The organism is Geodermatophilus sp. URMC 62 (assembly GCF_052931475.1).
In genome coordinates, this window is record NZ_JBRFHY010000001.1 from 4534094 (window position 1) to 4558774 (window position 24681).

The 24681-nt window shown below is 72.1% G+C and carries 21 protein-coding genes; 9 read left to right on the forward strand and 12 right to left on the reverse strand.

All coding sequences use genetic code 11. The features are described from left to right. Positions 1–245 precede the first annotated feature (245 nt). Complete coding sequence (locus tag ACU616_RS21860) at positions 246–503, forward strand: putative dsRNA-binding protein (protein ID WP_446761513.1); 258 nt, start codon at positions 246–248, stop codon at positions 501–503. Between the two features lie 107 nt (positions 504–610). On the opposite strand, the gene ACU616_RS21865 is transcribed toward ACU616_RS21860, so the two are convergent. Then, positions 611–895 (reverse strand): hypothetical protein, encoded by a 285-nt coding sequence (locus ACU616_RS21865; protein ID WP_446760517.1) that lies wholly within the window; start codon positions 893–895, stop codon positions 611–613. A gap of 39 nt (positions 896–934) precedes the next feature. Continuing rightward, positions 935–1687 carry a hypothetical protein gene (locus ACU616_RS21870; protein ID WP_446760518.1) on the reverse strand — a complete coding sequence of 251 codons (753 nt, stop codon included), beginning with the start codon at positions 1685–1687 and terminating at the stop codon, positions 935–937. A 103-nt stretch (positions 1688–1790) separates the two neighbouring features. Between ACU616_RS21870 and ACU616_RS21875 the strand changes: the two genes are divergently transcribed. Next, positions 1791–2999 (forward strand): hypothetical protein, encoded by a 1209-nt coding sequence (locus ACU616_RS21875; protein ID WP_446760519.1) that lies wholly within the window; start codon positions 1791–1793, stop codon positions 2997–2999. Positions 3000–3396: 397 nt separating this feature from the next. Further along, complete coding sequence (locus ACU616_RS21880; RefSeq protein WP_446760520.1) at positions 3397–4212, forward strand: HhH-GPD-type base excision DNA repair protein; 816 nt, start codon at positions 3397–3399, stop codon at positions 4210–4212. Here the strand turns inward: ACU616_RS21880 and ACU616_RS21885 are convergent. Then, on the reverse strand, positions 4209–4616 hold the full coding sequence (locus tag ACU616_RS21885; RefSeq protein ID WP_446760521.1) for a hypothetical protein: 408 nt from the start codon (positions 4614–4616) through the stop codon (positions 4209–4211). The genes ACU616_RS21880 and ACU616_RS21885 overlap by 4 nt on opposite strands. Positions 4617–4918: 302 nt before the next feature. Here ACU616_RS21885 and ACU616_RS21890 point away from each other — a divergent pair, with 302 nt between their 5' ends. Further along, the gene (locus ACU616_RS21890) at positions 4919–5155 is read left to right on the forward strand and encodes a hypothetical protein (protein ID WP_446760522.1); all 237 of its coding nucleotides are present in this window, start codon (positions 4919–4921) and stop codon (positions 5153–5155) included. Positions 5156–5223: 68 nt separating this feature from the next. On the opposite strand, the gene ACU616_RS21895 is transcribed toward ACU616_RS21890, so the two are convergent. The 6 genes from ACU616_RS21895 to ACU616_RS21920 all read right to left on the reverse strand — a co-directional run bounded on the left by ACU616_RS21895 (position 5224) and on the right by ACU616_RS21920 (position 14326). Continuing rightward, positions 5224–5895 (reverse strand): helicase associated domain-containing protein, encoded by a 672-nt coding sequence (locus ACU616_RS21895; protein WP_446760523.1) that lies wholly within the window; start codon positions 5893–5895, stop codon positions 5224–5226. Positions 5896–6218: 323 nt separating this feature from the next. Further along, on the reverse strand, positions 6219–7769 hold the full coding sequence (locus ACU616_RS21900) for a DEAD/DEAH box helicase family protein (protein ID WP_446760524.1): 1551 nt from the start codon (positions 7767–7769) through the stop codon (positions 6219–6221). A gap of 135 nt (positions 7770–7904) precedes the next feature. After that, the gene (locus ACU616_RS21905) at positions 7905–8621 is read right to left on the reverse strand and encodes a hypothetical protein (protein WP_446760525.1); all 717 of its coding nucleotides are present in this window, start codon (positions 8619–8621) and stop codon (positions 7905–7907) included. 507 nt (positions 8622–9128) lie between these two features. Further along, positions 9129–9896 carry a hypothetical protein gene (locus ACU616_RS21910; RefSeq protein ID WP_446760526.1) on the reverse strand — a complete coding sequence of 256 codons (768 nt, stop codon included), beginning with the start codon at positions 9894–9896 and terminating at the stop codon, positions 9129–9131. Between the two features lie 1029 nt (positions 9897–10925). Then, the gene (locus ACU616_RS21915; protein WP_446760527.1) at positions 10926–14039 is read right to left on the reverse strand and encodes a hypothetical protein; all 3114 of its coding nucleotides are present in this window, start codon (positions 14037–14039) and stop codon (positions 10926–10928) included. Between the two features lie 104 nt (positions 14040–14143). After that, complete coding sequence (locus ACU616_RS21920) at positions 14144–14326, reverse strand: hypothetical protein (RefSeq protein ID WP_446760528.1); 183 nt, start codon at positions 14324–14326, stop codon at positions 14144–14146. 159 nt (positions 14327–14485) lie between these two features. Between ACU616_RS21920 and ACU616_RS21925 the strand changes: the two genes are divergently transcribed. Then, complete coding sequence (locus ACU616_RS21925) at positions 14486–14677, forward strand: hypothetical protein (protein WP_446760529.1); 192 nt, start codon at positions 14486–14488, stop codon at positions 14675–14677. Between the two features lie 161 nt (positions 14678–14838). On the opposite strand, the gene ACU616_RS21930 is transcribed toward ACU616_RS21925, so the two are convergent. From ACU616_RS21930 to ACU616_RS21940, 3 genes are all read right to left on the reverse strand, one after another. Then, on the reverse strand, positions 14839–15054 hold the full coding sequence (locus ACU616_RS21930; protein WP_446760530.1) for a hypothetical protein: 216 nt from the start codon (positions 15052–15054) through the stop codon (positions 14839–14841). Positions 15055–15117: 63 nt separating this feature from the next. After that, complete coding sequence (locus ACU616_RS21935) at positions 15118–15600, reverse strand: hypothetical protein (protein ID WP_446760531.1); 483 nt, start codon at positions 15598–15600, stop codon at positions 15118–15120. A gap of 266 nt (positions 15601–15866) precedes the next feature. After that, positions 15867–16061, reverse strand: coding sequence for a hypothetical protein (locus tag ACU616_RS21940; protein WP_446760532.1), 195 nt, complete (start codon positions 16059–16061; stop codon positions 15867–15869). 538 nt (positions 16062–16599) lie between these two features. Between ACU616_RS21940 and ACU616_RS21945 the strand changes: the two genes are divergently transcribed. The 4 genes from ACU616_RS21945 to ACU616_RS21960 are packed head-to-tail and all read left to right on the forward strand — an operon-like array spanning position 16600 to position 24636. Further along, the gene (locus ACU616_RS21945; protein WP_446761514.1) at positions 16600–17916 is read left to right on the forward strand and encodes a DUF2397 family protein; all 1317 of its coding nucleotides are present in this window, start codon (positions 16600–16602) and stop codon (positions 17914–17916) included. Then, the gene (locus ACU616_RS21950) at positions 17913–19202 is read left to right on the forward strand and encodes a DUF2398 family protein (protein ID WP_446760533.1); all 1290 of its coding nucleotides are present in this window, start codon (positions 17913–17915) and stop codon (positions 19200–19202) included. Before ACU616_RS21945 ends, ACU616_RS21950 begins: the two co-directional genes overlap by 4 nt. Next, a complete protein-coding gene (locus ACU616_RS21955) occupies positions 19199–23341 on the forward strand; it encodes an SbcC/MukB-like Walker B domain-containing protein (RefSeq protein WP_446760534.1) in 4143 nt (1380 codons plus the stop codon). Before ACU616_RS21950 ends, ACU616_RS21955 begins: the two co-directional genes overlap by 4 nt. Continuing rightward, complete coding sequence (locus ACU616_RS21960) at positions 23338–24636, forward strand: DUF2399 domain-containing protein (RefSeq protein WP_446760535.1); 1299 nt, start codon at positions 23338–23340, stop codon at positions 24634–24636. Before ACU616_RS21955 ends, ACU616_RS21960 begins: the two co-directional genes overlap by 4 nt. Positions 24637–24681: the final 45 nt, after the last annotated feature.

Below are 24681 nucleotides of genomic sequence, written 5' to 3' on the forward strand. Positions count from 1 at the left end.
GCGCCTCTTGCCGATCGGGTGGACGCCGGTCCACCCTTGAGTTCCTGAGTGAAGGAGTGTTCGTCGGGCAGCGGCGCCCCGATGGCGGCGGCGTGCTGACGCAGGCAGCCGAGCATCTTCATCGCGTTGACCGCGAGTCCGGTCCGTGACAGGCCGTACTCGGAACCGTCTCAGTGCACATCGGCTGCGGCCGGGACGTCGCCTGGGAGGTCGTCCGCCGGCTGTTCGACCGGTCGCTTACCGAGGTGGCCAGCCGTGGTCCTGGACTTGACCCGAAGAGTGCGCTCCAGGAGGTCGGGGCGAGACAGGGGCTCGGTGTGCCCACCTATGCAGTCGATGTGGACGGCCCTGGTCACGCGAAGACCTTCAGCGCCGCCGTCTTTCTGTCGGGCATCGTTCGCGGCCGCGGCAGCGGGCCAACCAGGAAGGCTGCGGAGCGCGAAACCGCACACGCGGCCCTGGAAGCACTCTCATCGGAGAAATCAGAGTCGCCAGCTGCCTGACCCCCCGGCGGTCTCGCGCCAACGCAGGGTCTGGACCGCCACGCGGACCTGGCCGTAGGTCCTTCGGCGTCTCGGCAAGTCTCGGCAGCGGGCCCGACGCGGGTTGCCTACGGCTTGCCGGCGGCCTCCTGCAGGTACCCCAGCGCGTATGTCACGAGCCTCGCCAGCTGGCCTGCGGTCAGCGACCTGTAGTCCAGATGGCTGATGCTCGACAGTCGGCGTCCCTGGTCGTGAAAGAACAACGGATGCCCCTGCAGCTTGCGGCCCCGACGTTGAAGTTGCCCAGCCTCGGCGGCTATCCGCCACTCGCTGCCGGCCTCCTGGTCAGGCGGCTCGCGGAGGCCGTCGCCTTTGCGGATCAGCAAGGCGTCGGCGAGTTGAGACTCGCCCATGTCGCGCAGGAACGCGACGAAGCTGGACGTCGGAAGGGTCTAACGAAGAGCTGTGGCGAGATCGTGCGCGCGCACCTGCGCGGCCGCCACCGCGGCTGTGTGCGCCACCCCGTCGGCCACCTTTGGTCGAACTTCGACGCCCAACCGCAGCCTCCACCAGCTGGCGCCCTGCGCCTCACTGCGCAGATCGACACAGAGCCTCTCGCCCGCCAAGTCCGCCAGCGGATGCTCGACGTAGAACACCACTGACGGCTGCCCGCCAGACGTCGTGCCCGCTCCACCGGACGGGCCGACGGCGGCGGTGAGAACACGAACGCGATGCGCCAACTGCCGGAACGCTATGGCGACAGCGGTGCGGCCCGCCCCGCCCAGTGGCCCAGCCGCTTGCGCGAGCACGTCGCGAAGCGCGCGCTCCATCTCTCGTGCCAGAGTGCGCGCGACCTCGCACGAACTGTCACCCCATCCGGACAACACCTCGGGAAGCAGGTGACGACCCCATCCGATCGGAGCGTCGGCCGTCTCCGGATCCAACGACACGAGATGACACGGCAGGCCGCCCCGCGCTACGGCCAGAGCCTCGTAGCGGGTGAACTGGTCGCCGTGTTCGCTCGCGCCCACCTTGGGCTCGATCAGCGCGATCGGGCGGCCGCCGTCGGTGACGAAGGCGTCGATGCGTCCTGACCTCCCGGCGGCAGACTCTTGCATCAGCCCCGGGTTGTCGGCATGCAGCCCCAGGGCATGCAACAAAGGCGACGGATCTAGCTCGATGAGGTAGGCGAGCAGATTCGCCACGTTCGTCTCCTGCGAGAGCAGTCGACCGAGCGGTTCTGACCCCGGCTGGCGCACCGTGACAGGCGCATTCACCAGGGCACCGTACGCGTGTCGAGCCCTGCCTATGCTGTACGCGGAACTCGAGCTGGGCCCGGAGGACGGTGTGTGTGAGTCCTGCGGCCATGTGAACGATTGGGATGCGCTGCACTCCGCGACGCCGGGTGTGTACTGCGACGACTGCGCGCACCTCGACGGCTGGGCTTGCGATTGCGAGCCGTGCGCTGAAAGCCGGGAGATGTCGGACTGCACAGACAGACTGGCCGTCGGGCCCGGCGCCGGTCAGCTCCTGGGCACCAGCTCGCCGCAGAACGAGCCTGGACTCAGGCCGAAGGTTTCGACGGCCCTCTCACCCAGCCGGGTGGCTGCGGTTCAGGCGGATGTGCGGCGTGCCGACGACAGCATGGTGCACGACATGAGCATCCAGACCTCGACTTCGGCGTCGCTCGCCGCGCACGTGGGCCGCCTCGTAGCCGACCTGCCCGATGGCGTCATGCTGGTCGCCGTCACCGGAACCAGCGACAGCACCGAGCTGCGCACCGCCACCTACACGGACCTGGGGCCTGGCACATTGGCCGCCCTTGACGGGTTCCTCACCCCGACCCCCGAGTTCGTCGCGCTCGCCACGCAGACCATCTGGTCACCTTCGGACGACATCGACGGCTCCGAAGCGTGGCTGATGGTCGCTGTGACCGCCGACGGCCCCGCGCTCGTCGGCATCCGCCGTCTCGACCGCGACCAGCAGTGGACGACGTTGACCCCGGAGACCTCGCCCTGGCTCGCCCGCGGCCTTGAGAAGGCGCTGTGCAACGCGCTCGCCGGCCAGCCGCTGGACCTGCGGGTGAGCATCCTCGAGGAGCGCGTCATGGCGCTGGCGTGGGAGGACGTACGCGACAGCGAGGATGTCGCCGACGAGCTCGACGTCGTCGTCAACGTGCACGCGCTGCACACGACGGCCGGAATCGTCTGCCGGTACGTCATCCCCGGAGCGGTCGGCGGTCCCGTCGCCCCCGTCGAGTGCAGCGAGGAACTGCACGACGCCATCCTCGCACTGCGGCACGCCATGCACGAACCCGGCGAGGGCACCTGGTTCGTCGCCGAGTTTACCGTCACCGCAGACAACCATGTCGAAGCGATCTACGACTTCGACGAGCCGCCGTCCGACCTCACGGTGTGGCCGAACGCGCAACTGCTCGCCGCCGACCTCGCCCTGCACGCGCGCACCTCGGAGTTCACGCCGGATTGGATGACCGCAGTACTCCGCTCCGCCGCCTGATCCGCGCCCGAGATGACCGGTAGCTCACCGGTCGAGCACGCCAACGGGGCCACGGACGCGTCTGCCTCGTACGAACGGGTGAAGACCTTACGAGACGCGGTCCCTAAAACAACGCGGCTCGTCCATCGGCCGGTCGCGCAACCACGGTCGAGGAAACGGCCGCATCGGTGCTCATCGATCCTGCCCAGCGCGGCGGTACGACCGGCCCGGGACGACGGATAGCCGCCTGTCGTCAGGCCGGAACTGGCCGGACAGCCACGAGGACGCTGAGCTGGGCGGCGACCTCCCGAGAGCGGATGATCAGCGCCATCCGCGCCCCGCCCGGGTGGCACGCAACAGGCGCGGCATCGCCAGGCAGGCCAGCCGCCGAACAACGGCGACCCACCGCCCTCAGCCAGTGAGGCTGTGCATCGCCCAGGATCCCGCGGCCGCTGAACTGCTCAGCCGTGACCCGCTCGCCCTAGTGGTTGGCATGCTGCTCGATCAGCAGTTCGCAATGGAGGGTGCCTTCGCGGCACCGCGTCTGCTGGCCGATCGGCTCGGCGTCGACGCGCTGTCTGCTGCGGACATCGCGGCCGCCGACCCGGAGCAGTTCGCAAAGATCTTCCAGGGGCCGCCGGCGCTCCACCGGTATCCGGCTTCGATGGCCAGCCGCACGCAGGAGGTGTGTCGGCTGTTGGTCGACCGGTGCGGCGGTTGCGCCGATGGGCTCTGGACCGACGTTCCCGACGGCACGACGCTGCTGAAGCGGGTCGGTGAGCTGCCCGGGTTCGGCGCGCAGAAGTCGAAGATCTTCGTGGCCTTGCTCGGGCAGCAGTACGGCGTCACGCCGACCGGCTGGCGGGAAGCGGCCGGGGACCACGGCCAGGAGGGTTCTCGGCGGTCCGTCGCCGACGTCACCGGACCCGACACACTCGCCGAGGTTTGGCGGTGGAAGCAGGCTTTGAAGGCGGCCGCGAAGAAGAAGGCCGCTGCCTCTGCATTCGATGCGCGGCCTGCTCACCGCAATCTGGCGCGTTTCCCCGTACAGAAAAGTTCACCCCGGAATGGGTCGACAAAGTGCCTCGCCACACCGCCTGATGCCGGTCACTTCTGCTCCGACTTCGGGGCGGTTCGGAGCGAGCCGAGCCACCGATGTGCTGCGGCCGGCTGCGGCGCACCGCAGTTCGCCCTGAACTGCGGTGCGCCCGCGTCCGGTGAAGCGACGGATTAGAGGTCCGCGAATGGACCGTACTGAGCGTCGATGGCGCGGTCCTGGGCCCAGCCCTCGTTGAGGCTGGCCTCGTAGGCGCGCTCGTCCTCATCAGTCGGGTCGTCGACGAGGTCGCTGACTTCGCCGGCGATGCCGAGCGCGTCACGGTGGATGCGCAGGCCCTTGTACTCGACACGAATCATGCGGCGCAGGTGTTCGATGGGGCGGCGGAAGACGCCGGTGCTGATGCGGATGACGAAGTCGGTGCGCAGCTCGACGTACAGGTAATGGTCGGGAGCGATTCGGGTGGTGAAGAAGAAAGTCTCCTCATCGTCATCGACGAGCAACGTGCCGTCCTTGTGGTCGCGGGTGAGGCCGGCCTTGACCGCGGCCAGGGTTTCGAGGTCCATCTCGTGCAACTTCATCTGTCAGTCCTTCAGTCGGGGTTGTCGCGTTGCCGAGAGGGACCGTGCGGGGAGTCCGGGCAACGGCATGCAGGTCGGCGCTTTCCTCCCCCTTGCGGGGGAGCCGAGGGCAGCGGAGCGCCTGCTCGCTCTGTGGGGTGCGACAGTCGGCTACGCCGGTCGCGGATTGCGGCGCGGTGGGGTGCCTGAAGTCGGCGTGCGAGAAGACGACGAACGGGGGACAGGCGCTGTCTTCCTCAGCCGCCCATGACCGCAACGGTGAACCGTCGTGGTGCGCGCTCCCGTACGGAAGGACCCCGATCTTGGATCTACGTGCAGACTTCATCCTTGCCGCGAGCAATCCCGGCTCCGACCGCAGTGAGTCCGCTCGCCGGACCGGCAAGGTGTTGGCGCTGTATCAGCTCCGCGACCAGCTCGACTCGCAACACCTCGTGGCGATGATCGCCCTGCTCGATGCCGTGCCCGGCTCGGCCGCGCAGCTGTGGGACACGGCAGCCGCCGCGTTGACCATTCCACTCCGGTTGACCGACGCACTGTGATCGGGCCAGCGGCGCCGGCCAGGCTGGCGCCGGCAGGGCGGTGATGGCAACCACCCCGCCAGGAGCCGTCAGGCCGCCCGACTGTTGCGCCCAGCGGGCTTCGCGTGCTCCCAGAACCAGCCGGGGAGCGCCTCCAGCCGAGCAGCGAGCTGGGGCGTCATGCGAGGGTCACGTGCGCGGTAGTACGCCTTCTGGTGGCTCATCCAGCGCTGGAGTCCCTCGTCCATTCCGGTGTTGCGCCGCTGCAGCGGCCCCAGGATGGTCGTCCATTCTTCGAGCTCGGCGTACCGGCGTTCCCAGCGCTCCTCTCGGCTGCTTGAGACAGCCTTGCGTTGCTCGTTGGTGGTGAGCATGGTCCGGATTCCTGAACTGGTCCACGTGATGGCACCGGAAGCGCTCTCGACGCCCTCGGCAGCGAACTGCTTCGCGATGTCGGTGTAGGACAGGCCGGCCTCGTGCATGTCCTTGGCTCGGGACCTGAGCTCATCAGTGATGCGCGGTGCTTGCCAGCACCAACCAGGCAGGGCATCCAGGGCAGCGACTTCCTCCGGGGTCATGGACCCCTGACGACGACGAGTGCGCTGAGCGCGCACGAACCTGTGCAGCTCCGGCGCCGTGCTCGGCCTGGGAAGGTCGCCGTGCGCGGTGATGTAGTCGGCGAGCTGCTGCAGTGAGGTTTTCTCACCAGGATTCGCCGTCCGCGGACGGCCAGGGAAGGCATCACTGCAGGTCAGGCGCATGTGCCAGCGGAGGTGCCAAGTGCCACGTGGCGGGACCTGCGCCGAGCAGCCGTGATCGACGTCGCCAACGACTCGCCGCAGCCCTGACCAGCGGCGCCGACCGTCCCCTTCAAGCTGGTGCGGATTCCTGGTGAGAAAACCTCAGTGAGGTTTTCTCACCAGGATTCGCCGTCCGCGGACGGCCAGGGAAGGCATCACTGCAGGTCAGGCGCATGTGCCAGCGGAGGTGCCAAGTGCCACGTGGCGGGACCCGCGCCGAGCAGCCGTGATCGACGTCGCCAACGACTCGCCGCAGCCCTGACCAGCGGCGCCGACCGTCCCCTTCAAGCTGGTGCGGATTCCTGGTGAGAAAACCTCAGTAGCTCCCAGAAGGGTTTCGTCGTCTGCGTCACCAGGCGGGTGCACAACGCCCTGTGGAAGTTCCCGTCGAGACGGTTCGTAAGGTCAGGAATGACCTTGCCGGGAAGGCGCGGCGTCATGGTCTCTCCTCCGAGCTGCCTGCGAGCGGCGTCCAGCTCGGCCCCGAGCGCGGGGTCGTGCTCGCGCAGCGCGTACAGCACGGTGCACACGTCGTCGAACGCCGATGACGACAGAACGCCCTCCGGGTCCTCGTCGGCGGCCAGGTAGACGGGCAGCAGGATGGTGCCGACGGCCTTGCCGGGTGCGGTCCGTAGCGCCCGACCAACGGCCTGGACGATGTCGACGTAGGAACTGCGCGGGTCGATGAACGCGATGCCGTCGATGGCGGGAACGTCGACGCCCTCGGTGAGGCAGCGGGCGTTGGTCAGTACGCGCCGATGTCCCGGCGCAAGGGTGCGCAGGCTGTCCAGCAGTGCGGTTCGCTTGCCGGCCGGCATCTCGCCGTTGACATGCCCGGCGGAAAGTTGCGACGCCTGCTCCGGGGTGAGCAGCGACGAGGCGACGTGGGGGAGCGCGGTCGCGAAGCGCTCGGCTTTCTCCACGTTCCCATGAAATGTGACCATCCGGCTGACGCCGTAGTCCTCCATTGCCTTGACTACGGCAACTGCTCCGGCGCCCTCTCGTCCGGTTAGCACCTGCCCACCGACGATGAGCTCCGCGCCTTCCTCGAGCTGTTCGCGGATGGACTCGTCGGTGACACCGACGACCACGACCTGGTAGTCGCAGAGCAAGCCCGCCTCGACGGCCTGAGCGAAGCCGAAGTTGAACATGACTGGCCCGTAGAGGGTCTCGTCGTCCATCGACGTCGCGGACCGCCCTCTCGTAAGCCGTGGGGTGGCGGTCATGAAGACCCGCTTCGTCGCGCGGATGCGGTCGGCGTCCAGGATGAGTCGGAATGCCGGCGCCGCGTGTCCTGCGGTGCGGTGGGCCTCATCGGCGAGCGCCAGGTCGAACGAGGGTGCGCCCAGAGCCTGAGCAGCGGAGACCACGGCAGTCGAGTGGTAGGTCGCGAAGACCACGGTCCGGCCGAGTCGATGGCCGGTCAGCTGCGCGCGGAGGGTCTCCGGGTCGGTGGTGACCGGCACAGGGAGGTCGGCGACCAAGGTCAGCCTCTCGGACTCAGCGACGGTGTCGTCCGAGCAGACCGCGATTGCGCCCACTGGGTCCAGCGCGTGCTGCAGCCACTCGCGCAGGGTCTGCGCGAGCAGGGACAGGCTGGGTAGCAGGACAAGCACGAGTTCGGTGTCCAGCCGCTCCGCCAGGCGAAGTGCGGTCAGGGTCTTCCCGGTACCGCACGCCATGTGCAGTTGCCCGCGGTCGCGATGAGCGAGAGCGGCGGTGGCGGCGTCGAGGGCTGCAAGCTGGTGCGGACGGAGCTCAATGCCGGTGGCCGGGGCGGAGGCAGAGTGAGCGAACTGGGCCAGGGCGGGCGCGGGTAGGGCGGTGTGGGTCAACGGTTCTCCAGGGGCTCGTTGTGTCGGGCGCCTGGACGGTGCGGTGTGGCGCGCGCGGCGCAGTCACCTGTGCATGACGTGCCTCACACGGGCCCACTCCGACGCCGGCACGTTCCCCGGACCGGCTACATGGGGTCACTCCGAGAGCCAGCCGCACAGCTCGCGGGTCAGTTCTGGGATGACCTCCCGCTCGAAGGCATTCAGCTGGTGGTGGCCTTTCAGGTCGGGACGTCGGGCGAACACGACAGTGCTGTCCTCCGCGGTGGCTATCGCCAGCGGGGCGCGGCCGGAGTGGAAGCTCGGCGGGGCCGGGGCGACGAACGGAGAGACCGCGAGGCCCTTGTCAGGCGCGCTGAACTGACTCGCAGTGGGGTCGAGGACCCAGCGTTCGATGCGGCGGCCTTTACGGCGGGATGCCAGGACAACGGCGTGCCCGTCCCACGTGGCTTCGGTGGCCTCATCGGTGCCTCGAATGCGGAACACCGCCCCGTGCGCGGGCAGGGCAACCGCCGAGCCCCCGGTCATCAGGTGCTTGAAAGCGGCGGAGTTCAGGGCGGTTACATCGACACCTACGACGTTCGCCGTGTAGCCCAGCTTCCGGAGGGCGTTGCGGAGCACGTACGCGGCGACGATGCAGTGATGCTGCAGCTGATACTCCTGGAGTAGGTCGACCAGGATGTCGTTGGCCCGGGTCAGCTGGCGCGACCCGCTCGAGGACATGTCCAGGGTGGCGACTGAGTCCCGCGGTATCCGGACGTGCTCCATGGCGACGATGCCGCCATCGCGGTCTCGCATGGCCAAGCTCGCAGTGACCTCGGGCCGGCTGCTGGGGTAGGTCTCACGCAGTTCCATCTGTCCTCCACTCGTGGTTGGGATGTGACGAGCGAGGACCGTGCGGGGGCCGAGATCAGCGGCATGGGTCCGACCCACCTACTGCCTCGAACGGGTGAAGGTGCCTGGGACGCGAGGCGATCGTGACGCCAGCCACGGCCCGGGCACTTGCTTGGGTAGCTGAACGTCAGCGGCAGTTCGGGCTAGATGACAGTCAGTGGCTCGCCTGCCGTGGAAGCCCTGGGGGAACCGGTAGAGCCCCGGGGCTGTGCAGGCGAGCCACCGACGTCACCACCGTCCAGGGCCGCCGCATGCGCGGTGGTACCCGGCCGGTATCGGTGGCCGCCAGCCGTGGGTGCCCGTGGGGAGGTGAACCGGTTGTGCCCGGGGCGGTGTGGGGCGGGTCGTGCCACCGATGTCTGTGAACGTCCGCAAGCTCTGTCGCCCGTCAAGGAGCTGGCGGCCGAGACTCATGCGTGTGGACGTAGCGACGCCATCATTCGATGACGAGCCACAACCGTCTGCTCGTCAGGTCGGACGCCGCATCGTGTTGCGGCGGCCGAGGGAGTGCTCGATGACCGAGGCACGGACTGCTGAGTCCGCGAGCAGCATCAGCGAGCCTTCGTAGTCAGAGCGGTGAAGGGTCTTCACGAGAGCGCAGTCCATGTGCGCCCGGGCCTCCTCGTCGGACAGGCCGAACTCCTGAGCCGATGGCATCACCCCAGCTCGGGCCAGCACCGCGGCCGTCGTCGGCTCCTTCATGAACCCGACCAGACTGTCGACGACCAGGCCGCTCCACTCGCCATCCGATGGCGAGGCCGGCTCTTGCCACGCGAGGGCGTACGACGTGATGCCGAGGGCTGACACGCGCCGGGTGACTCGGTAGGGGAGGAATGCACCGAGCACGTCGCCAGCACGGTTGATGACGTGAGTCACCAGCGTCTCGGTTATCCAGCCGGCCTCCAGCGCGTTGTGCTCGTCGACCGCGTGCTGCATCTCTCCGGGGCCCCAGGGGCTCGCGGTCGTCGGGTTGCACTCGACAGAGGTCTGCCAGCTCTCGGTGGTGTACGACACGATGTCGCAGCCGAAGCCAACGGCGGCCAGCCGCGCGGCGTGGAGGGCGTCGTCGCGGTTCACCCGGGCGGGTGCCAGGAGGGCAACGCGCTCCCCGCCTCGCCAGCCATGGATGAGTGGCGCCATGTCGGTGGCGCCGCGCACGGCACTGTGGGTCTCTTGGACCCATGCTTCCTTGTGCTGCCGGGCGTAATCGACGGCGTGCTCGAGGGCAGCGGACAAGGCACTCATGCGAGGGGGCGCCGAGTCTGCGTGAGAGCGGGCGGTGGTCTCTTGGGCGGGGGGTGGGCACGCGGTGTCTGCGGCCAGCCGGCCGAGGTCCATCTGGTGCGGGTTCATCGGTTCTCCACTCGGGTCGGGGGTTGGACGAGCGGGGACGGTGCACACGCCGCGCGAGGGTGCATGCAGGCTGGCGGCTACCTCCCCCCGATGAGTGAGAAGAAGCAGCCAGCGCGTGCGGACTTCGTGGTTGGTCAAGGGCCGGATTCCTGCTCTTCGACGGCACGCTGACCAGCAACCGGCGGGGCCGCCCAGGCGACGGCGGCTCGCCAGGCGAGGCAGGTACCGAGCCCCCGGCCGGCGTCACCACCGTTGAGTTCTGCCGCCGGAGGCGGCGAGCGGCGCGGAGCGTTGCCCCTCTCCGTGCGGAACAGAGCGGAGAAGTCGGATCGACGGAAGCGCAGGTCAGTGCGGGGATCGTATGGGCTGTGCGTGGTCAGTTGACCCGATGAGTGTGGGTATTCGGCCACAGACCCGTGCGGGTCCGTTCAAGCCCCGGAGAGGTGGAGCAGGCGCCGCGAGCCCACGGCGTCGTCCGCCGCCGAGAGGAACCCGATGTCTGCCGCGCACACTGCCCGCGCACTGATGGGCGTGAAGACCGAGGAGGTCCTCCACGTTGCCTCCCCGAGGGTCGGGCGTCACCGCCAGCCGTTCACGCTGCTTCGGCGACGCGCTGCTGGCCTTGCTCCGTACGGAGGGGCGAAACGCCGACCAGGAGGAGTCGATGCGCGGTCGACTGGCGGGTGCTGTTGTACCTGCTAGCCAGCATGGGCTACGAGAACCGGCTGGAGCGCTACGTCAGCGAGATCGCCGACGACCTCGGGAACGACCGCAGCACAGCTTGCCGGAACGGGAGTAGATGTCGGATCCAGACACCTGAAGCGGTCGTCCGTTCTTGGTGTACAGGTTGGGCCACGGGCTCTTTCGGCCAGCTGGTGGGCGATGGGGTCGCAGGGGTGCGCGCCGGTCGGCTCATCCGGCAGGTGATGCGGCCAGCTGCGTCCGGCAGCCCTCAGCGCGGTGGCCGGCGATGGCCAGGGGGACGGGGGGCGGCGCCGGCACGGTTTGCGTGGATGTGCGTAGGGACCCCTTCGGCGAGACGCGGGTGACCGGTGTGCCGTAGGCGGGCGGGAAGACGATCGTGGCCCACTTCGGGTCGGTGGTGTTCGGTGCCCGCCAGCAGGTGCGGCAGAGGACGCCGTAGCCGCTGGCGGCAACCTCGGGGAGCAGCGCGACGACGTCGCACCGGCCGCGGCGGCACCCATGCGGACAGGCGATGATCCGGACCCGCGACTTGCGCTGGTCTGCGTACGCCAGGTACTGCGGCCGGTCGAAGCTGATGCCCTGCCGCTTGGTGGGCACGACCAGCTCGCGGACGGCGTCGGGGGCAATCCCGCAGTGGCGCGCAATGGCCGCGATGTCCAGGCCCACGCCCCGCATGTAGGCGGCCGGCTGCCCGAGGGTCGCGATCAGCTGCAGGGGAAGGGTCGTGTCGTCGGGGCAGGCCGCGTTGTGCCACTGCAGATCCGGGTCGAGGTAGGTCGCCTCCACGTGCGCCCTCCAGCCGGTGGAGTAGGCGGTCAGCTGGGGGAGGGAAGCACCCGTCAGCTGGGCGTAGACGACCTGCTGCACCGCGGCGATCGGGTGGTCGACGAGGGCGCACTTGGCGCCGCGAGCGGTCACGCCGCGCTCCTTCAGCCACGGCATGAGGTGCTTCATGAACAGCGTCTTCCGGCTGAGGTCCTCAGTGGCCAGGCGGTCGACCGGCAGGCCCTTCGCGAAGACACTCTCGGCGGTCGCCGCCCGACCGCCGGACTTGCCCGCGCGGCGGTTGCCGGTGCTGTCCCCCCGAGGGCGCACGTCGCGCACCCGGCCGCGGATAGCCAGCTCCACGTGACCGTCGGGCAGCGCCGGCACGCGCAGGATCGTCTCGTATGTGATCCACCGACCCGCGTCGTCCACCTCGGCTTGCGCGGTCCAGCCGCCGAGCAGCTTGTCGGCCAGCGCACCGAGGGGCGCCGGGCCGACGCCGTTGTTTGCGGCCGCTCGCTGCAACCCGGCAACGAGATAGGCGATCGCGGACAGGTTCGCCTCCACGTTCCGTTCGCCGCCGGGAAGCTGCTCATCGAGGGCGGCCGCCTGGTCGCGGAGTCTCGCGGCCTCCTGCCGCGACCTGCGCGCCCGGTCGCCGTGGTCAGCTGCGTCCTTGCGGTACGCCCGCGCCTCGTCTTCCTCGCCGTCCTCGGCCGCGAGCGAGGCGTTGGTGCGGGCGCCGCGGCCCGCCTTCTCGGCCTTCTCCGCGGCCTCGTCGGCCGCCGTCGCCCGCGCCAACAGCCCGGAGCGCATCCGCTGGGACTGCTCGGCCAGGTCGACGTGGAGCACCGCGCGCACCGGGGCGAGGATCGCGGGGTCAATCTGCGCGGCGACGGCCTCAGTGATGCGGTAGGCGACGTCTCCGCACAGCGCGTCGAGGTTGAGCGTGCCGGCGATCGACCTCCCCGGGGTGCCCAGCTGCTTGGTCCAGCCGCGCCGGTGCTTCTGGCCGGGCCTGGGCCGGCCTTCCTTCTCGGCGCGGATCAGCAGGATGAGGTTGGCCCGGCCGTCGTTGTTGGCCCGGGCGATGAGCGTTGCCTCCCGGTCACCGGGCAGCAGCCACGTGCCGAAGCCCTGCAGGACGCGGCGGTCCGGGCGGTTGACGTGCGCCTGTCCGCCGGTGCGCCGCCGCGGGGCCCGAAGAGAGCGCAGCAGCCGCCCTGCGGCCAAGCGCAGCGTCTTGTCGGGGATGCCGAAGCGGACCAGTTCAGTGCCGATCTCGGGGTCCAGGGGCCACGGCCAGCGGGCTTCGACGTAGAAGACGCCGGTCTCGTCGTACTCGTCGGCGTAGTGCGGCGTCAGCCCAGCCAGCTGGAGGCCGCGCTCGCGGATGTCGTTGACCACCGCGCGGAGGAGGACTCCGGTGCGCAGCAGCTCCGGGCGCGCGATCACCAGCCGCTGCTCATGGGTGAACAGCTCCGCCGGGTCGGCACCGGCTTCGAAGGCCAGCACCTTGTCCTCAGACGGGGCGGCGGGTCGCGGCACGCCGGCGGGCCAGTGGCCCTGGAAGACGGTCAGCGCGGCGTCATACATCCGGTTCCGGTCGCCGAGGGCGGCGGCGAAGTCCAGGTCGTAGCGCTGCCCGGCACGCCGCCGGATCCTGCCGTCCTTCTCGAGCTCGGCGAGCTTGCCGCAGATCGTCTCGTAGGTGGCTCCGGCGGCGTGCAGGCCGTAGACCTCGGCCAGCGCAGGGGCGTCGGTGGCTGCGGCGATGGGGACAAGGCCCTGCCCCTTGACCCGGCGGGGGCGGCCGCGGCTGTCCTTCTCGAGGTTCCAGCCGTAGGGCATCTGGTCCTCGGCGAGCACCGCGCCACCGGCCAGCATTGCCGTCAGTCGGGAGCCCAGCAACTTCTTGCGGCGCTCGGGGTCGTCCTCGGAGCCGACCGCGCCCAGCAGCTTCAGGCTGGTTCTGTCGCCCTTGACGGCGAGGTTGTAGAGGACTCCGCCCAGGCGCATCCGGATCCCGCGCTCGTGGTGCCGGCGCATGATCAGGCCCCAGTTGACATTCTCCCGCGCCGCGCGGGTGACGTCGTCGACCCACCGGCTCACCCGCAGCTTGCGCAGGTGGTTGGTCACCGCCAGCACCAGCGCGGTGTAGGCGTTCTCGTCCTCGCCGTCGGGACGCTCGATCTGGCGCTTCACCGCCGAGAGCTCCACGCGGAAGAACACCGTCTTGCCGATCACCACGAAGGCGACGACGGGGGTGTTGTCGGTGAGGTTGTGATGGATGTCGGCCAGGCTCAGCCAGCGGATGCCGTGCGGTGCTCCGGCGGAGGGGGTGTCGAACGCCGAGGACGGCAGCGCACGGTAGGCCGCGACGTCCGGGTCGTCGGGGTATAGCGCACAGTGCCGTGCGACCTGGCTCGCGATGCCGCCGTCCTGGACGCTGAACCGGTCGTAGTGCGCCTCCTCGGCGTCGCGCGCGACGTCCAGCGCGTCCGCGAGCGGGCGGTACACCTTCTGCGGCGTGTACAGCGACTCGAGACCTGCCATCGTTCCTCCTTCGTCGGGACAGCGGGCTGCACCGTGCGCGCGAGGTCCAGCAAGGCAATCGCTTGGCTGGAGAACTTGGCGATGGCCGAGGCCAGGGCCGAGTTCTACGAGGTGGTCTCCTTGCTGGAGGTGGCGCGGATCGTCGCGACGAGCGGCGCGAGGGTCTCCGGCGCCAATGCGGCGAAATCTTCCGAACTCAAGAGGTTCAGCCGAGCTACTGCGGCGTGGAAGGCGTCGAGTGCGGAGTGGCTGGCGCTGGGCCCTTGCATCCTGCGGCGGTCGGTCATGTCGCGCGACCGTGGATGCGCCCGAGCGAACCGCAATGCGGTCGCCGGCCGGTGAGCGCGATGGGACGCCCGCTCCGCCTTGTGAGTTGCCCGACGTTCCGGCGACGCGCAGTAGCCAGGATGCGGGGAGATCCCTGACGGGGTGCGCAGACTGGGCGAGTGGATGAGAGTGGGACGTTCGACGGTGGCGTGGTTGAGGGGATGCAGCGAGCGCTGACCCTTTTCTCACGTGCGTACGACGAGGGCTATGAGCACGACGAGATCGTGAAGCTGCTGGAGAAGCAGATTTCGCTGCTGGAGTTGCAGATCGTGGTGCGCGGGTCTTCCCCAGCGCAGGTGCCGCACGAGTAGGGGCACCTGGACCTAGGCGGGCCGGCACGGTGAAGCACGGCGACGGTTAGCCGGATCGTGAGCAGCTGGGGTGAACCGTCCGACGTCGTCGCCGACGGCCGCCTGATCAGCGGCGAGCCGGTGGCCGTCGTCCGTGTCCCGCCGCAGCCGCCTCGACTCGCTCAGAGCAACTCACGAAGGTCGCCGGGCACGAGCTCGACCGCCGCTCGGTTGACCGCCGTCAGAGCCGAGACCCAGGCTTCCAGGACGGCCCAGTCGTCCCCGCTGCCGGCGAGCGACAGCGCGGCGGCCACCGCGCCGAGAACCTCGGCGTCGGTGACATGGCGAACTCGTCGGGCTCCGCCGACCGTTGGGCCTTGCCACTTGCTCATCTCCATGACCAGGACAGTGCTGACGAGTCGCCGGGTGGCCAGCATCCGGTCATGCCGGGGAGGTGCGCGCTACGCGAGCCAGTCGCCGGACAACGCCGCCGGCATCGGCGCGTCGTCCCAGTGGTCGCGGAGGGCGGCAGCCCGCTGCGCTGGCTTGCCACGGAAGCAGAGCGCAGGGTGCAGATGGATGGTGAGGGGGCGGCCGGCGACGCTTTCCGTCCGCACGAGGGCTCTCTCGCGCAGGGCCAGCAGTGCCCGGCTGACCGTGCTGCGGTCGTGCCCCAGGTCGTCGGCGATGTCGCTCACGTGTCGCTGCACCTGGTTCTCGTAGCCGCAGGTGGCCACGAGGTAGAGCAGGACGCGAAGGTGGACCGGGCGCAGCGGCTCGTCACCCTCGTGACGACGGCCTTCGGTGCGGAGAAGCATCAGCAGCGGCGCGCAGAACAGAAGGGTGAAGGCCTGACGGTGCCGGGGGACCGCCCGGACTGCGATGTAGTGCACCTCGTCGGTGTCGAGGTCCTTGAGCCGCCGGGATGGGTGAGAGGTGGGCATCGGTCAGTCTCCGGAGTGTGAGCGGTGGTCGACGCCTGGTTCGCGCCGAGGCCTCCACCCGTCCGGCAGCCAACGGACCCCGCCAGCATCCGTGGCCGCATGGTCACCCGTTCGGGGCCAGCTGGACACGCGCGGGCACCCTGCGTCGCGGATGTGGGTCGCCCTGGATCTGCTGCTCACCTCGGAGACGCTCAAGGACGCGCTCGCCGCGACCCGCCAACGCCGCAACCGACGGGCGGAGGAACCCGAGTAGGCGACCGCGCCGATCAGGAGGGCGGCGGCGCCGGACTCGGTCCCGGCACCGGCGGCCCGTCGAACCGGTACGCGGTGAGCGGCTCGGGATGCCCCTCGCCTTCGGCGAACTCGCGGGCACTCCGGACCAGGAGGGCCTCGTAGTCGTCGGCCGTCAGGCCGGCGAGGCGGTCCGCGGCGTCCTGCAGGTCAGGCTGCGGTTCGGTCACGCCCGCAGCGTCCGCTCTGCGGACGCTCCGCTCAACTCCGTTCTTGCGCTCGATCGAGGACGCCACGCTGAACCAGCTGCAGCGCCGGCTCAGCGCTGCACACGCCTCGATGGCCACCGGTCGTCGCCCGGCGGCGGACGGCGATGGGGACGACGGACAGCCGGTGCGGCTGAGGAGCCTCCTCCAGAGTGGCCGCAGTCCCCGGCTGAGCGGCTGTGACCAGCCGAAACCGCCGGGATCTGTCGGTTCCGGCCCGTACTGTCCCCGGCACCATCTGGCTTCGGCCTGCAGACGGGGGCCAGCGCGCGAGAAGGAGAACTCTGGGCATGACCGAGCCGCACGCGCCCGCCGGCGCGTTCACGGTTGCGGTGACCGACGCCCGCCGCACGATGGCGTACCTGGTCGCGCCCGAGTCCGACGACTACATCGCGATCATGGCGGTGCTCGAGTCATCGGTCACCGACCTGACACCGGCCGAGGTGACCGTGGCCCTGCGCGGCGCGGGAACGCCGCTCGATGAGCGGACCGTTGGGCCCGGCTGGACAAGCTGCGCGAGTGGACGGCCGTGTCGGCCCGCACCGACACCTCCCGGATCCTTCGGCACGCGGACCTGCTGGCCCGCAACTGGAGGTACACGGCGACCCCCGCCGGTCGCCAGGTGCAGCGGTTCTACGCGACCGTGCTCGCCGGGACCCCCACGATGCGGGAGATCCCGCTGTCCAGCCTCGCCCGGGTGGTCGACGCGCTTGAGGCGCTGGCCGTCGACGCGACGCTGCCCGCCGCGGAGGTCGCCGAGCACACCGGCCGGCTGTTCACCAGCCACGACGATCTTGACGGTGCCCTGGTCGGCGCCGAGGACACCCTGGCCGGCCTCGCCGACCGCTTCGACCTTGACGCCAACGCCACCGGGGAGCTGAAGCGGCTGCTGGTCGAGTACGCGACCCGGGTCGCGGGCGAGCTGGAGTCCGGATCGGCGCGTGCGGCGGCGGCGTTGGCCGTGCTCTCACCCCGGTTCGCCGAGCTCGCCGCCATCGCGGTCGAGGCGTCGGACGCCCGGGCGCTGATCGAACGCGGCGCGTTGACCGCATCCCGCGGCGGCCGCCTCGCCGACTGGGCCGGCCTGGCCGGGTGGTTCGACCCGCACACCGGCCGGGCCGCCCGCTTCGCGCTCCGGCTCGTGCGGGCGCTGCCGGGCATGCACGCGAACCTGCGCCGCCTGCACAGCTCGACGGGGACGGCGACCAGCCGCGCCCGCGCGCTGCAGCTGGCGAAGGCCTCGGCGGATCCGGCGATCGGCGCCGCCGTGTTGCTCGCCGCGCTCGGGGACCATCCGTGGCGGAAGCTCTACGGCGACGCGGACGACACCGACCTGCCACGCAACCCCTCCTGGCGGGGCGGTCCGGCGGTCAGCGTGCCGGCGCTACTGCGGGCCACCGGCCGGACCAGTGCGCGGGGCCGGCCGCCGGCGTCCCGCGACGACGCCGCGGCGCGGGCCGCGGTCGCGGCCGCCCGGGCGCAGCGCGCCGCCGAACACGCCGCCGCGGTCGCGGAGGTGCTGGCCGCCGAGCCGGGCGACCAGCTCAGCTTCCGCGCGGCGGACGTCGCCCTGGCATCGCTGATGGCCGCGGCGCGGGCTGGCGCAAGCGGCGACCGTCGGACGGCGACCCGCGACGGGCTGGCCTGCACGCTATTCCACACCGGCGAGGGCGTGGGATTGCTGCGCGCGCCCAGCTGGCGGATCTGGCTGCCAGGCCGGGTCGCGGTGTTCCACCGGCCGGGCGCGCGGCCGGTGGCGCCCGTCGCGACGACCGCCGACCCGGATGCTCGGGCCGTCGTCGTCGGGGGTGCGGCATGACCGGCGGCGACCTGCCGGTGCCCCGCCGGGCCCGCCGCGCCTGGGCGCCGGAAGCGGACGCGGAGACGGCGGCCGCGCTGCGGCTGCTCGCCGTCCGCCCGTGGCTGGTCGCCGGCCGCGATGACGAGGCGATCGCCGCAGTCCGGCGCAACCTGCCGGCCATCCGTGACGTGCTCGACCGGCTCGGCTGGGTGCTGGTCGCCGAGCGGGGCCTGGTCCGGCTGCGAAAGTTCCCACCGGTCCGCCGGGATGCCTGGGCGACCACCGGCCCGGCACCGCTGACCTGCTCGTGGTTCTTCCTGCTCGTCGCGGCGGCGGAGTCGATGCCCCCACGGGTGGGGCTGGCGCAGCTGGTCACCGCGGCCCGGGCCGCAGCCGCCGAAGCCGAGCTGCCCGTGCGCGGCGACATCACCGAGCGACGCGCGATCGTCGCCGCGCTGCGGATGCTCGACGAGCGCGGCGTCGTCGTGCGGATGGACGGCGACGTCGACGGGTTCGTCGCCGATGAGAACGCCCCGGTGCTGCTGGCGGTGCACCACACCCGGCTGGCGCACGTGATCGCGAACACCGGCAGCCTCGACCCGGCCGCAGACCCAGTCGCGTGGCTGGAGCAGGTCGAGACCGAGCGGGACGCCGCACGCCGGATGCGGCGCCGCCTCGTCGACGACTCGCTCGTGCACGTCATCGACCTCGACGACGTAGAAGCGGACTGGCTGTCCCGCCGGGTGCGGGGCGACGACGGCGGCCCGCTCGCGGCCGCATTCGGGCTGCACCTGGAACGGCGCGCCGAGGGCGCCGCCTTCGTGCTGCCGACCGAGGCATTTCGGCATCCGCGCGAGCTGGGGCCGCTGCCGTTCCCGGTGTCCGGCACCGTGCCGCACGCGGCGCTGCTGCTGTGCGACGCGGCCGCCACCGGCGAGCGTATCTACGGCGGCCCGGGTCCGGGGTGGCGCGGGCTGGCCGCGGAGGAGGTGCCTGCCCGGCTCGCCGACCTCTCCACCACCTACGGCTCCGGCCGCGGCGGCTGGGCCGCGGAGCTGGCAGCCGATCCGGCCCGGCTGGCCGCCGAGGTCGCCGTCTTGCTGACCGGGCTCGGGCTGCTGCGCGTCGACAACGCAACGTGGTGGTTCTCCCCGGCGACCGGTCGCTGGCCGGCGCCGCCCCCTCCGGCGCCGTCGGCGGCGCCGACCCGCCCGCGGGCATCTGCCGCCCCGGCCACCGAGGGCCTGCCCTTCGGGCCCGAAGACGCGGGCCTGCCCTTCGAGACGGAAGACGACCAGACGTGAGCATCGACGCGGCGATCGGTCTGTTCAGCGGCGACGACCTCGCCCCGCAATCCGGGCATCCGGACCGGTTCGGGCGCCGGTGGCGCCTGGTCGGGGCCGGCCTGTCCGACGTGTGGCGCTACGGTGACCTGCTGCTGCCGGCCGCGTCCGGGCGGCTGCTGCTGCGCGGTCCGAACGGAACCGGGAAGACCACGGCGCTGGAAGCCCTATGGCCGTACCTGCTGGACTTGAACGCCCAGCGGCTCGCCGCCGGCAAGGCGCGGCCGACGTCGCTGTCACAGCTGATGCGCGAAGCCGCCCCCGGCCGGCGGCGGTACGGGTACGTGTGGCTGACCTTCGCCGGACCCGGCTCGGAAGGCGAATGGTCCTTCGGAGTGCGGCTGCAGTTCTCAGAGGGGGCGTCGCCGCCGGTGCGGGTCGTACCGTTCACAGTGCCCGGCGTCCCGGGTACCTCCGTGCCGCTGCGCGGCCCGGGCCGCACGCAGCTGATGGCCGAGGAGTTCACCGCCGCCATCGAAGCCGCCGGAGGGCAGGTGTTCGACGACGAGGACGCCTACGTCGACCACCTGGCGCGGCGTGTGTGGGGCACCAGCGCCGCCGAGCTGCGCCTGCTCGCCACGCGGCTGCACGAGCTGAGGAACCCCTCGCTGCTAGGCGAGGTGTCGCCGCGCGCCGCCGCGGACGCGCTGCGCGAGTCCCTGCCCGGCGTCTCTGACGACGTCATCGGCGCCACCGCGGACGCCCTCGCCGAATCCGACGCGACCCGGGAAGCGTTCCGTCGGGACAGCGAGGCCGCCGCGGTCCTCGGCGAGTTCGCCGCGGCATGGACCGGACACGTGATCGACGTGACCCGGGTCGCCGTCGCGGACGCACGCGGCGCCGCCGAGATCGCAGCCCGCGCCCGCGGCGACGTCGGGAAGGCCGGCAAGGCGCTGGAAGCGGCGCGGAAGGCCGCGAAGGACGCGGGCACCGCCCGGCAGGAGTTGCAGGACGAACTGCGTGACCTCGAGGCGGACATCGAAGCGCTGGAGCGCAGCGACGAGTACCAGGCCGCCGGCCGGCTGCAGGACCTGCAGAAGGCGGCCGACGCCCAGCGCGCCCAGGCGGCCAGCGATTTGCGGCGCCTGGTCGACGCGGCCGACACCGCGCGCAGTCGGGGCGGGGCGCTGCGCCGTGCCGCCGCCGCGCTGCGGGAGGACCTGGACGAGCAGATCGCCGCCGCGACCGCCGCCGATCCCGACGCAGCGGTCGACCCGCTGCTGAGTGTCACCGACCGCCCTCGCGCGATCGAGACGGTCGGTGACACGACCGCGAACCCGGGACCGGCGCTGCGTGTGACCGCGGACCCCGACGCACTGCCGGCGACGGCGGCCGCCTGGACCGCCCTGGCAACGACGCACCGCACTCGTGCCGCGAACGCGACGCTTGCTCTCACCGACCACCAGCAGGTCGTCACCGCGGACGACCACGCCCGGAGCGCCCGGCGGCTGGCCACAACCGCCGGCGAGCAGGCCGACCGCGAACGCGCCGCCGCGGACCGGGCCGCCCAGGGCGCCCGCGCCGCCGCATCGACCCTCGTCGAGCGCCTGGTGGACTGGACGACCGACCATCCCGACCTCGCCGCGTCCCCCGACAGCGACGGCCCGGACGGCGACGAGGCACCCTCCGGGTGGAGCGTCGAGGATCTCGCCGAGCTCACCGGTGCGGAGCCGAGTCTCGTGCTCGCGACCGCCGACGAGCTGCGGGCCGCCAGCCAGCAGACCGCGGCGACCGTGGCCGCCGCCGCCCGCCGCGCTGCCGAGACCGAGGAGGGCCGCGCGGCCGAGCTCCGCGCCGAGGCCACACAGCACCGCGCAAACGCGGCCGAGCTGCGCGGCGGCAAGCTGCTGCCGTTGCCGCGACCGGCGTGGGCCGGTCCGGGCGACGACACGGCCGCCTTCGCCGCGGCCCTCGACTGGTCCGCGGACTTCACCGACCCGGCCGCGCGGGCGCTGCTCGAGGCGGCGCTCGCCGCGGCCGGCGCGCTCGGTGCCACGCTGACCGCCAGCGGAGCCTTCAGCAACGCTTGGGAGGTGCGCCCCGACGGCCTGGTCGCGCAGCGCAGCCTCGCCGATCTCGTCGCCGTTGACGCGGAGCATCCGCTGGCGCCGGCCGCGGCGGGCGTTCTCGCACGGATCGCGCTCGCCGACACCGCGGCGGCGGCGGAGGGCACCACGCTCGCCGTCGGTCGCGACGGCACGTTCCGCGCCGGGGTGCTGCACGGGCGCGTGCCCGGCGCCGACGACCGGTCGATGCTGCCGCCGGCGCGGCACGTGGGGGCACGGCAGCGGCTCGCCGCGGCGGTCGCCGAAGCGGAGCGGCTGGAGCAGGAAGCCGTGCGACTGGAGCAGGCAGCGGCCGAACTCGAGCAGCAGGCGCAGGGGCTGCGCGAGCAGGCACGCGACGCGCAGCGGCGGGCCGCGTTGTTCCCGGACCGGGAGGCGCTTCGCCACCGCGAGGCGGCCCGTGCTTCGGCCGAGCAGACGGCCCGAACCGCGGCCACCGCGGCCGAGGAGGCCGCCGAGGCGGCGTCCGCGGCCGCTGAGGACGCGCAGCGCGTGCGGGCGGACTGGGTGGACAGGACCCGCGGCCGGGGACTGCCCGCCGACGCGGAGCAGCTGGCCGTGCTGCGCGACCGCGGCGCCGCGACAGCCCAGGCGCTGCAGGCGGCCGCCGGCCCGGTGGCGGGGAAGCTGCGGGTCCGTCTGGTCGAGCTGCTCGACGACGTCGCCGCCGATTCCACCGCGGCGGCGGCCCTGCCTGGCCTGCGTGCGACCACGCAGGCCGCGGTGGACGACGCCGCCCGGACCGAGCAGACGCTGCGCACGCTGCGCGAGGTGTCCGGGTCGGCCGCGGAGCAGGCGGTGCGCCGCCACGCCGAGGCCCAACGGCGGCAGCGAGAGCTGCGGCCCCGGCTCGCCGCCGCGGCCGCGACGGTGCTCGAGACCGCCAGCGCCGAGGGCGTGGCCGAGGAGCGCCTATCCGCGGCCGAGTCCCGACTGGAGGAGGTGCGGCCTGCCGCGACGACGGCCCGGGCCGCGCTGCGCAGCCTGCTCGCTGTGCCCGGCGTCGAGGACGTCGTCGTCGGCGGAGCGCCGCTCGCCGACGAGGACGGGCTGCTCGAACAAGCCGACGCAGCCCTCGCAGCCCGACCGACGGTGGCCCGCAAGACGCTGCGGGAGCGGTACGACACCGCCCGCACGAGCCTCGCCGGGCTGTGGACGCTCGACCCGGGCGACGACGACCGGCTGGACACCTTCGTCCTCACCCACACCGATACCGCGTACACCCCGGTGCAGGCGGCGCGGCACGCGAAGGGCCTCGCCGACCGCGCCGCCGCCGAACTCGCCGCCGCGGAGGAGACCGCGCTTGACGACTTCGTCATCGGTCGGCTGCCGTCCGCGATCGGCGTCGCCTGGACCCGGCAGCGGGACTGGGTCGACGACGTCAACCGCAAGATGCGGGCCGCGTCCGCCTCCTCCGGGGTCGGCGTGCAGGTCAAGGTGACCCTCCGGGACGACCTGCCGCCGGCGAGCCGGACCGTGTACGAGCTGTCCTGCCGGATCGCGGACGCCGATCGCACCCCGGAGCAGAAGCAGCAGGTCGGTGAGGCGCTGCAGGCCCTGATCGCGGCCGCCGAAGGAGAGACGATGACTGAACGGCTCGCCGCCGCCGTCGACGTGCGGCTGTGGGTCGACGTCGCCTACTTCGTCACCCGGCCGGGCGCCGAGCCGCGCCGCTGGGGTCCGAAGACCGGCCTGTCCGGCGGTGAACGACGCCTCGTGGTGCTCGCGCCGATGCTGGCCGCGGTCGCCGCCGCGTACGACAAGTTCGGCGAGGCCGGGCTGCGGCTGGCTGCGCTCGACGAGGTCCCCGCCGAGGTCGACGAACGCGGCCGGGAGGGCCTGGCACGGTTCATCGCCGAACTCGACCTGGACCTGGTGTGCACCAGCTACCTGTGGGACGGGGCGCCGGCGGCGTGGGACGGCATCGACGCCCACGACCTCGAGGTCGCGCCGGACGGGCTCGTCGTCGCCTTCCCGATGCTCGTCCGCGGGCTGCTGCCGCTGCCCGGCGACCCGGACGCCGAACCGGCATGACCTGCGCGCTATGTGGCGGCGCCTGCCGCGATGCCGACCTCCCCGCGCTGCTCGACACACCGCTCACCTGGCTGTGGGAACAGGTCGCTGCGACCGCCGATCGCCGCGGTGACCCCGACCTCACCACCGGGTTGATACGGATCACCGCGCCCGCCGCACCCGAGCATCGGGCCGCCGCTGTCGGACTGCTCGGTGGCCGTCCCCTCGCCGCCGGGCAGACGCGGCAGGTCGACCTCTCCTCCCTCACCGCACGGCTGCGGGGCCGCGGAGCGAACCTCACGCCCGGGGCGGTCGCCGCCCATGCGACCCGTCGACCGCTGGCCGCGAAGGCCCGTGCACGGGCCGAACGCGCCGACCGGGAGGCGGCGCTTCAGGCGGCGCTGATCGCCGCCCTCGCCACCGCCCCCCGCTCGTCGGAGCGGCTCCCGACGCTCAGCGGGGACGCCGCGTGGGCGCACCTGCGCCGCAGCGGCTGGGTCGCTCGGCTGAACGCGCTGCCGCACCCCGAGCAGCTCCTGCGCACGGCGGTCGCAGTCGTGACCCACCTGCCCACCCCGGGCGCCCGCACAGACCGGCGACGGCTCGCCAACGACCACGCACATGACCCGCACGCCCTGGACGACGGCGCACCGCTGGCCGGGCTCACGCTCGCCCTCACCACCGCCGCCGGTGCGACGTCGGCCGGGCAACGGGCCCGAGCCGCGTGGGACAGCCTCGGCGTCGACTGGGACGACCTCACCGGCGGGCTCATCACCATCGGCATCCATCCGGTGGGGTGGACCCTGCCGCCGCACGTCGCCGTCACGATCCCGCCCCGCGAGCTCGCCGGCTGCCGGTGGCCAGCCCCGGCCGGCCCAGGGGCGGTGTTCGTGACGGAGAACCCGTCGGTCGCCGCGGCGGCCGCCGACCTCGTAGCCGCGGACGGCACACCGGTGCGCCTGATCTGCACTTCGGGCACCCCCTCCGCCGGCGAGGTCGCCGCGCTCGCCCGCCTGGCCGCGGCAGGCTGGCCGGTGCGGGTCCGCGCCGACTTCGACCCCGCGGGGCTGACCCACGTCGCAACCCTGCTCGGCGCCGTGCCGGGCGCCACCCCCTGGCGGATGGGGACCGCCGACTACTTGGCCAGCCTGCCGCGCCCGCCCGCCGTCCGGGTCGCCCTGGACCCGCGGAAGGTGCCCGGCTCTCCGTGGGATCCGGCCCTTGCCCGGACGATGCGGACGCACGCCGCGGCCGCCTACGAGGAGGCGCTCCTCCCGGAGCTGCTCGCCGACCTTCGCTCGTCCTGCACGTCGTAGTTCATCCGCTTCCAACTGGTGAACGCTGCCCTCACCGGCGGCCCG